Consider the following 8,721-nt stretch of genomic DNA (forward strand, 5'->3'; position numbering starts at 1 on the left):
ATCAATCGGCTTATTTAATGGCTGTCGGCGGTGCCGCTTATTTGGTCTCTAAAGCCATTCGCGGTGCCAAGGTGGTTGCTTTTGAAGATCTTGGCATGGAAGCCATTTATGAGTTTGAGGTCAAGGATATGCCGGTTACCGTGGCGGTGGATGCTACCGGTGAATCAGTGCATGCTACCGGACCTAAGATCTGGCAGGCTAAAATTGAGCAGTTAAAAGCTGAGGCTTAAAATCTCAATTGCTGCGTAATAGCGAGATTTTATTTTAGGCTTTAAGCAGTTTGGGGTCGGGTTTATCCCGGCTCCTTTTCGGTTACCGGATGAGCTGCGTCTTGAGCTAGGTTTTAGCCCGGATACCATTCAACTACTCGAAGACGCAGGCTATAAGGTGAGCGTCAAAGCCAGTATGGGTCGTATCCAAACCATTCAAATTATTGATGGCAAGATGTACGGTTACTCTGATCCACGCAACCCGGATGGAGCAGCAATAGGTTATTAATTTGATTTGATTTTAACGTTTGGAAACGGCTATGTTTCTGTGAGGAGCATAGCCATTTTACTATCTGCATGGTTAGGGAGGGTTTAGATCAATGCTGGATAATGCTTTTTAATCGTTGTTCGCAGTAGCGTGAAAAAATCACTCACAGAATCAATGAATATTTCGGGTGAAAACTGTGTTTCAAAAGCGCTGTCTAAGTCATTAGCAAAGTCTTTTTCAAAGCGAGATAATTCCTCTAATAATCTCTGCAAAACATGCTCATCCACTTCGGACACATAATAATCCACAGCCTCTTCCAAGTTATCGGCATCACAAATGACATACATATCTTGGTTTAGATAACCGCCCATTAACTGAAAGATCTCTTCGTATTTGTGCATAGGATTTACCTTATCGGATAAGCTGTTAATATGTAATACTGTTTTCCATTATAACTTTTTGGATCTAGTACCACTCTAAGCTTTGAAGTCTGAACATAATTGCTAGTTCCTTTCGCAATGTATCCACCTACCTTATACCCACCAACGGTATGTTGAATCACTAATTTTCTTTTTTCACCGGATTTTATCCACTGTTCAATATAAAACCTATTTACTCGCATCGCCTCAGAAATAGCTCGCTCAGCGACTCTCAAATTAGTAAAAGAACTGGCCGCAGGACCAACTTTCGGATCGTTGGCCAAGCGGTATAAGAGATCTTTTTCAGTATGGCCTACGTGTCTACTGATCGTATGACCACCAGCTTTAGAACCCTTTACAGCCTCGTGCTCAGCCAACTTGATTCTACCGGCCCTTATCGTCGCCACCCTAGCAGCACCAATGGCAGAGGCAAATCCCATAGGAACAGCCAAGTCAACTGACAATGCGATTATATTGGCTGTTCCTTTTGATGCACCAAGCGTTTCTGCTGTATCAGTCACTGCTTTAGCAATTCTTGTATTACTTACGGTACCCGTTAATATTTGTTTAAAAGAAGAGTGAACCATATCCGCAGCATGTGCACCAACAACGATACAGCCAGCTTTGGTCAGCATGGTAGGTTCTGGGGCAGCACACATGCCGCCAGCGATGAGCATCTCAAGCATTCCACTCACGAGATTTAAACCACCCCATAAACGGTTACTAAGTATCTCCCCTTCGCTAATCGAGGCATTATGAAGTATGCCAGCCATCTGAACAGGCGATAAAACGATTCGTAATCCTTCTTCGGTTTGCATAAGTAGCACCTCAATGGCTATAAAAATTGCATCTCATTTTATCTGGTATTTTTTTCGCTTTTATGACACTATTTTTGATTTCTTAATTGTTAAACCATTGATTACGTATGACATATTAGTGTCATATCAATATGTTTAAGTTCTGTTAATCATTTATACGTGGATAAAATAACGTTTTTACAAGGAAAAACTATATCCATCCAATGCACTTTTGGACTTAATGGTCAACACGTTAGCGAATTTAATGTGGAGGGTAAAAGTTAAAGCTTTTTCCTGTATTCGTCACTTTTTTCGGGACACCCGAACATTTCCTTATAAATCAATAACTTAGTCTAAAATAGAGACGTTTTAGGGTGTCCCGGGTGTCTCGTTATGTTCGTTCGTGAGAAGAAAAATAAGTCAGGATCCGTTAGTATTCAAGTAGTTAGCAAGAAAAACGGTACCTACAAAGTGCTGAAATTCATCGGTTGCGCCACAACGCATCCGGACATTGAACGATTTAAATTAGAAGCAGAGCAGTACATTGTAGACAACAAGCCTCAATTAAGTTTTGACTTTGATTTCACTCGTGCCGAGGAAGATGAGCAAGCCGTCACGGTGGTCTCGTCACTGCAGAACAATCAAATACACGTGATTGACCCGGAGCTTATCTTTGGCCGTATCTATGATGCCATCGGCTTTAATCGGGTGCCTGATGAGTTGTTTCGGCACTTGGTGATTGCTCGCTTAGCTTATCCTTTCAGTAAACTTAAAACCATTACTTACCTCTTAAAATACTGTGGCGTTAAGCTGGAGATCAGTGCTATCTACCGCTTTCTAGACCGTTTAGCAGATCGCTACCAACCGTTGGTTGAGCAGATTGCCTTTGAGCACACTAAGCGCATGCAAGGCGGTCTGATTAGCGTTGTGTTTTATGACATGACGACGCTGCACTTTGAGGCGGAAGATGATGATGACCTACGTCAGGCGGGCTTTTCTAAAGTCGGTAAACACACGCATCCGCAGATTTACTTAGGCTTACTCGTGGGTGCTAATGGCTTCCCCATTGCTTACGATATTTTTGCCGGTAAAAGCTATGAGGGACATACCCTCATACCCTTTCTGGAGCGTTTTAGCGTACGGTTTAATCTTGGTAAACCCTTTGTCGTTGCCGACAGCGGACTACTCACTAAGGCCAATATCGAAGCGTTAAAGGCCAAAGACTACACCTACATCATCGGTGCCCGGCTCAAGACGGAGAGCGCCAAACTAAAACGAGAAATACTTACCGTCAATTGTGAAGACGGCTTAGCCCACTCCTTTACCAAGGACGAGGCTGAACGCTTAATTGTGCATTACAGTAGCAGTAGAGCTCAGCGCGATAAAGATAACCGTCGTAAGGGCTTAGAGCGGCTTCAGCAACGGCTGCGTAGTGGCAAACTGACCAAGTCTCATTTGAACAATCGAGGTTATAACAAGTACCTTAAAATGCACGGTGAGATCCATGTGGCTATTGAGATGGAGAAGTACGAAAGCGATGCGGCTTGGGATGGTCTCAAGGGCTACGTCACCAACACCACGCCGGATGCCGAGGAGCTGTTAGCGCATTATGGTCAGCTTCGGCAGATAGCGAAGACCTTCCGCATGTCAAAGACGGAACTGAGCCTATAAGACCTTGGAAACGGCACTGTACCAAGAAAGATCCGGCCCATCCTTAAAACAGGCTGCCGAATTAACCCGGACTATGTATCAAATTCAAATGGAGCTACCCAATAGCAAAAAAACGTCAAACGATCCTGCTAGGTATGGATGAACAGCAGCAAGAATTGCTCAAAATCTGCGAAAAGCATTTTGGGGAGCCCAAATGACGAAAACAGGAGCATCAATCGGCTTATTTAATGGCTGTCGGCGGTGCTGCTTATTTGGTTTCTAAAGCTATCCGCGGTGCTAAGGTGGTTGCTTTCGAAGACCTTGGTATGGAAGCCATTTATGAGTTTGAGGTGAAGGATATGCCGGTTACCGTGGCGGTGGATGCTACCGGTGAATCAGTGCATGCTACCGGACCTAAGATCTGGCAGGCTAAAATTGAGCAGTTAAAAGCTGAGGCTTAAAATCTCAATTGCTGCGTAATAGCGAGATTTTATTTTAGGCTTTAAGCAGTTTGGGGTCGGGTTTATCCCGGCTCCTTTTTTGTTTGGGCTGAATTTTTAAATATTAAGGATTGATTTTTATAGGTTTAGAGATGAGTCCTTAAATATATACTTTTGGAATAGCTCCTAAGTTGCTCGGCATTTAAATACTAGTTTTGATCGTAAGGACATACACTTAATGTTAGTGTGACATGGCTGTCTTTAGACTGTGTTTCTATGGGTAGAGCAGCAATAGCACTTCGAGGTGCTCCGGCATGCAGCGATTTATTTGTATATGAGTTTATTAGTATTTTAAAGTGACTGAACGCAAAAAATTTTCATCAATAGTTATTGCTAAGTAGCGGGGAACTATCACATCCGCAATTCGTGATTTTTTAACTTTAGCAATATCTGTTGGTGTCATTGCTTTGCAATGTCTTTAGCGTGTTTTTAAGATTTAAGCGGGCATGATCAGTTGTCCGTTTTTCACAAGCTATTGGGATAATTTATCTGATGACGTAATAAAAGGTATCAGTTTAAAGGAATCAGTTCGAATTAATGATGTTGTATTTATGTCAGTTCGGTTTCATTGGGTAACCATGAGTTAGTCTCTAAGTTATTGATTTATGTTAGTTTATCGCTATAATTTGATTTGTGCCTAAAGTATAGGGTAGGGGATTTTCCTTTGCACAATGGCAAAGTTCAGAATTTTTATTGATTAAAGTTTATTAATAAATAAGCCGTTATTTGATTGTACGCTGATTGAGAATGATCAGCGTGCGATTGATTTGCGTAGGTATCACATTCATCAATGTGACCTAAGCATAAGTAGATTTAAGAAATTGTGTAATTCTTAAACTAAATTTGGGCGATATATGCTCATATATTTAGAAAAGCAATGCAACATTATATGTTGCAGTCGTTACGACTATGTCGGTTTAATTAGGGATGTGTTATGAGTAAAAATCAAACAAAAGCGCTTAGAGCGACTAATAGACCCTTTGAGGCGCGTAAGTTGGTCCTGATATTGGCAAGCGTCATGGGGGGCTAGTATCCATCCCGGCGATGGCGGAGTGTCCGCCGAATCGCAACTCGGGAAATCCTACTACTGGCTGGAATGGGACGATTTCCGGGGGAGATCTTTGCCTTGACTCTTACTTTAATGAAGACAATAAAGTCACGATTACAAACAGCGGTTTTGCTGAGCTCTTTTATTTTTGGGGGAATAACAATGAGGTTACTGTAGTTAATGATGGCATTGCTAAAGGTTTTAACTTTGAGTCAAGCAACAACAGAGTCATCATTGAACAAAGTGGTGTGTATGATGGGGCTGAGGAATTTGGTTTTAATGGTAAGGGCAATCAAGTTACTGTAAAAGATGGTGGCTTTGCAAAAAACTTTTATTTTAAAGGTGAATTATCTGATGATGATGCATACATCGGTGAGCATAAAGTTACTGTAGAAGAAGGAGGGCGTATTGAACTCTTTCAGTTTGCCTCTGACAAGAATGAGTTGACTGTCGAAGGCGGCGAGGTATACGGTATTAGAATTTACGATCATGTAATTTACTATGATGCAATTTACGATAGTGCAACTGATAATGCGATTACAGTTAATGGTGGTAAAGTTAGTTATGTTGAGATCGGAGCTAACGACAACACCCTGACCGTTAATGATGGTGAAGTAAATGGTGTCTTCATCGGCCCTTTGACAGAAAATAATAAAATTGACCTTAATGGTGGCAAGTTAACCAAGGCCGCTCTTAGTGGAGAGATTAATTTTGCCGGTACAGAGGTTGAACGAGCGGTGGTTTATAAGAATGGAAACACCCAGGTAAAAATCACCGATGGTGATATTAAGGATCTTCTGGTGCTTAACTCAGCAAACTCTCCTAGCTCCGTTGCTAATGGACCCAAAAATTTTATCGTACCCATGACCGGTGGAAGCCTGACGGATACTTTTTTCACCGGAGGTTCAGATACGTTGCATGCGACAGGCGGTGCGCTTAAGGGTAATTTATACATGGGTCATGAGTCCGATACCGTCACTCTCGGTGGTGATGTGGATTTAAGTCAACTGGCGGTATTGGACGGAGAAGGTCGAGTTGAAGTTGAACCCGGTTGCGATTGTATTGATGATGGTGGCAGTGGTAGTGGCAGTGGTAGTGGCAGTGGCAGTGGTAGTGGTAGTGGGTATGATGATAATGATCACGAGAGTCCTTCGCCTGATGCGAATGAAAAAGATGACGATCCGAACTTAGTCAAAGAAATCACCTTGGTCGACGAAGGCGAATACGTTGACTATCCGACCGGTAGTTTCAAATATTTCCAAGAGCCCATCACCGATTCTTTAGAAGGAGGCTACCATAAACAAGACGTTCTCAACTTAAACGCCACCTTAACCGGTTCTTCCGTGACCGAAGGGGAAGCGGGTAACACACGCATTTCTCACTGGGACAAGATTAATATCGGCGATGGCACAGCCAATGGCCGTTTAAATCTGACCGGTGATTTACATAGCGGTTGGGATGATGAGCGTTTAGGCCGGCTTACTATCGCAAAGACCGGTACCCTAGCCCTTGCACCGAATACGCAAAAAGCCAATGTCCGTTATCACGTTAAGAACGAGGGCACCATTGACTTGCGTGACGGTAGCAAAGACCCTAATGGCGTATTAACCATTGAGGGTGACTACTGGGGTCACCCGGATACCAGTCAGCTTTTAGTTAAAACGAATTGGAATAACCCCGATGCTCAGGAAAATGACTTATTAGTCATTCAAGGCAATGCTTCGGGTGGAACCCGAGTGAGTGTGCCCGGTGGCATTATCGGTGATGTGACCATTGAAGAAGGTGAAAAGAACGGTCGTTGGCAGTCACCGGTGGTGACGGTTAACGGGATTGATTTTGGTGGTCATGAGGACATCAAAGGCAATAAGAGCCTCACCTTTACCGGTACCGCGGAAACGAAGAACGCCGGTCAAGCGCAGTTAGTTAAAAATGGCAATAGCTACTATTGGGTGCTGCAAGCCGGCACAACGCCGGAGCCGGAAGATCCAACGCCACCGGAGCCTGAAGACCCAACACCACCGGTAACCCCACCGACGCCGGAAGAGCCTACGCCACCGACCCCTATCCTCACCCCGGGTACCTCCGGCTACGTGCAAGTGCCGAAGATTAACCGTGAGTTAGGTTTTGCACAGATGAGCCGCTTACATCAACGCGTGGGTGAGCAGCAAACGTGGTTATGGGATGAGTGCGGAAAGATTCCGTGTGAGTACTACGAGCGCGTACGAGCCGATAATCAACCGTACCCAATCTGGGGTCGTATTGAACTCGGTAAGTTAAAAGAACAAGGTAAACATCGCTTCGGTTACGATGCCGATACCAAGATGATTCAGTTTGGTACGGACTTAGAGGTGTATACCGATAATGAGAAAAACCACCGTCACACAGGCGTGATGTTAACGTACAGCCGTGCCGACAGTGACTTTTACGATAAATACCGAGCAGAAAACGGTCGTGTGGTTGAGGATAAAAAGACCGGTAGTGCCGATACCGACATGGTGTCCATTGGTGCTTACCGTACGTGGTACAAAGCTAACGGCACTTACCTTGACTTAGTGAGTAACGTTTCTTATATCCACAATAAGTATAAGAGTATCGGTGGTGAGCGCCTCAGTCAGAATGGCTTTGGCTTGGGTGCTTCCGTTGAGGTTGGTCGCCCATGGCAGATCGGTAACAGCCAATGGTTGATTGAGCCACAGGCTCAGTTAGCCTATCAGTACGTGAACCTAAACAGCATGGATGACGGCGTACGTAAGATTAAGGGTCAAAGTGACGGCACCTTACGTGGTCGCATCGGTGCACGCTTAGCGTGGAATAGCGGTAATGAGAACTTACGCACCAATACCGTTTATGTGGCGGCTAACGTCTTACATGACTTTACGGGTAACGATGCGAAGGCGGACTTAGGTCGTGACCGCATTAAAGAGCGCTTTGCGAAGACATGGGGTGAGGTGAGCGTGGGAGCGCAGTTACCGATCGGTAAATCCACCTACATTTACGGTGACGTGAGTTACGAGCGTAACTTAGGTGGTTATAAGAACAAGGTGTACCGTAGCACGAGTGCTTCTCGTGAGGGCTACAGTGGTCGCATTGGTTTTAGCTACTGTTGGTAAATGAATTAACGCAAAGCGTATCAGAAGCGATGCGGTCAACCCCGACTGACTGTGTCGCTTCACAGTCAAAATAACTTAAGTATTGAATAAGAAGGACAGGATGATGAAGATTGTTAAGAGCTTACGTGGTGCCTCGGTGATGGGTTTAGCGCTTGCGCTGAGTGCGTGTGTGAATTTAAAGGACGTGGACTATCAGTGGTGCGAGGATGCACCGGTGGTGCAGGAGCAGATCTCCTTAAAAGCCGATGCGCTCTTTTACTTTGACCAAGGGCATGAGGACGGATTATTACCGGCCGGTCGCCAAGAGTTGAATGAGCTCGCGGAAAAGCTTCGTACCGGTTATGCGCGTATTGACGGCATTGCCTTAGTGGGTCATACCGACCGTTTAGGTTCCGTGCCGTATAACCAACGCTTATCGGAGCAAAGAGCACAGACCGTGAAGCAATATTTACAGAGCCAAGGCGTGACTGCACCGATTAGTGCGGAAGGTCGTGGTAAATCACAGCCGGTCACCCAAGGTTGTGAGGGTAATGTCGCCACCCGTGCGTTAATCGATTGCTTACAGCCGGATCGCCGTGTGGATGTGACGATTATCGGTATTAAACAGCCGAAATAGGCGACGTTTTCGATTCATATCGATAGCGATTAAACCGGAGTTCTGTGAGTGGGTAGAGCTCCGGTTTTTCTGTTTGCCCAGCGAGGTTGGCAAACCCGACAGGT

Annotated in this window: 6 protein-coding genes and 2 pseudogenes; 6 read left to right on the forward strand and 2 right to left on the reverse strand. The window is 44.7% G+C overall.

Annotated elements, in window-relative coordinates; genetic code table 11:
- Positions 1–230 (forward strand): fumarate hydratase C-terminal domain-containing protein (locus tag HMPREF3144_RS11890; RefSeq protein ID WP_246823936.1); only part of this gene is annotated, 230 nt, incomplete at its 5' end.
- Between the two features lie 85 nt (positions 231–315).
- Positions 316–498 (forward strand): annotated as a pseudogene (gene ggt, locus HMPREF3144_RS11475) (gamma-glutamyltransferase); the annotation flags it as partial.
- Positions 499–581: 83 nt separating this feature from the next.
- Here ggt and HMPREF3144_RS08765 read toward each other — a convergent pair.
- Positions 582–878 carry a contact-dependent growth inhibition system immunity protein gene (locus HMPREF3144_RS08765; RefSeq protein WP_048766897.1) on the reverse strand — a complete coding sequence of 99 codons (297 nt, stop codon included), beginning with the start codon at positions 876–878 and terminating at the stop codon, positions 582–584.
- 5 nt (positions 879–883) lie between these two features.
- A complete protein-coding gene (locus HMPREF3144_RS08770; RefSeq protein ID WP_070469700.1) occupies positions 884–1,714 on the reverse strand; it encodes an RNase A-like domain-containing protein in 831 nt (276 codons plus the stop codon).
- 372 nt (positions 1,715–2,086) lie between these two features.
- On the opposite strand from HMPREF3144_RS08770, the gene HMPREF3144_RS11895 reads away from it, so the two are divergent.
- The 4 genes and pseudogenes from HMPREF3144_RS11895 (at position 2,087) to HMPREF3144_RS08790 (ending at position 8,617) form a co-directional block, all read left to right on the forward strand.
- The gene (locus HMPREF3144_RS11895) at positions 2,087–3,364 is read left to right on the forward strand and encodes an IS1634 family transposase (protein WP_082145073.1); all 1,278 of its coding nucleotides are present in this window, start codon (positions 2,087–2,089) and stop codon (positions 3,362–3,364) included.
- Between the two features lie 203 nt (positions 3,365–3,567).
- Positions 3,568–3,804: pseudogene (locus tag HMPREF3144_RS08780) on the forward strand (fumarate hydratase C-terminal domain-containing protein); the annotation flags it as partial.
- Between the two features lie 1,083 nt (positions 3,805–4,887).
- Positions 4,888–8,001, forward strand: coding sequence for an autotransporter outer membrane beta-barrel domain-containing protein (locus HMPREF3144_RS08785; protein WP_070477475.1), 3,114 nt, complete (start codon positions 4,888–4,890; stop codon positions 7,999–8,001).
- A 103-nt stretch (positions 8,002–8,104) separates the two neighbouring features.
- Entirely contained in the window at positions 8,105–8,617 is a 513-nt protein-coding gene (locus HMPREF3144_RS08790) for an OmpA family protein (RefSeq protein ID WP_210394303.1), read from the forward strand.
- Positions 8,618–8,721 lie beyond the last annotated feature (104 nt).

It is taken from the genome of Oligella sp. HMSC05A10 (assembly GCF_001808335.1).
Lineage (GTDB): Bacteria > Pseudomonadota > Gammaproteobacteria > Burkholderiales > Burkholderiaceae_B > Oligella > Oligella urethralis.

Excerpts from the sequence above, each read along its gene's own strand:
- HMPREF3144_RS08765 (WP_048766897.1), bottom strand. The coding sequence starts at position 878 with ATGCACAAATACGAAGAGATCTTTCAGTTAATGGGCGGTTATCTAAAC.
- HMPREF3144_RS08770 (WP_070469700.1), bottom strand. The coding sequence starts at position 1,714 with ATGCAAACCGAAGAAGGATTACGAATCGTTTTATCGCCTGTTCAGATG.
- HMPREF3144_RS11895 (WP_082145073.1), top strand. The coding sequence starts at position 2,087 with ATGTTCGTTCGTGAGAAGAAAAATAAGTCAGGATCCGTTAGTATTCAA.
- HMPREF3144_RS08785 (WP_070477475.1), top strand. The coding sequence starts at position 4,888 with ATGGCGGAGTGTCCGCCGAATCGCAACTCGGGAAATCCTACTACTGGC.
- HMPREF3144_RS08790 (WP_210394303.1), top strand. The coding sequence starts at position 8,105 with ATGAAGATTGTTAAGAGCTTACGTGGTGCCTCGGTGATGGGTTTAGCG.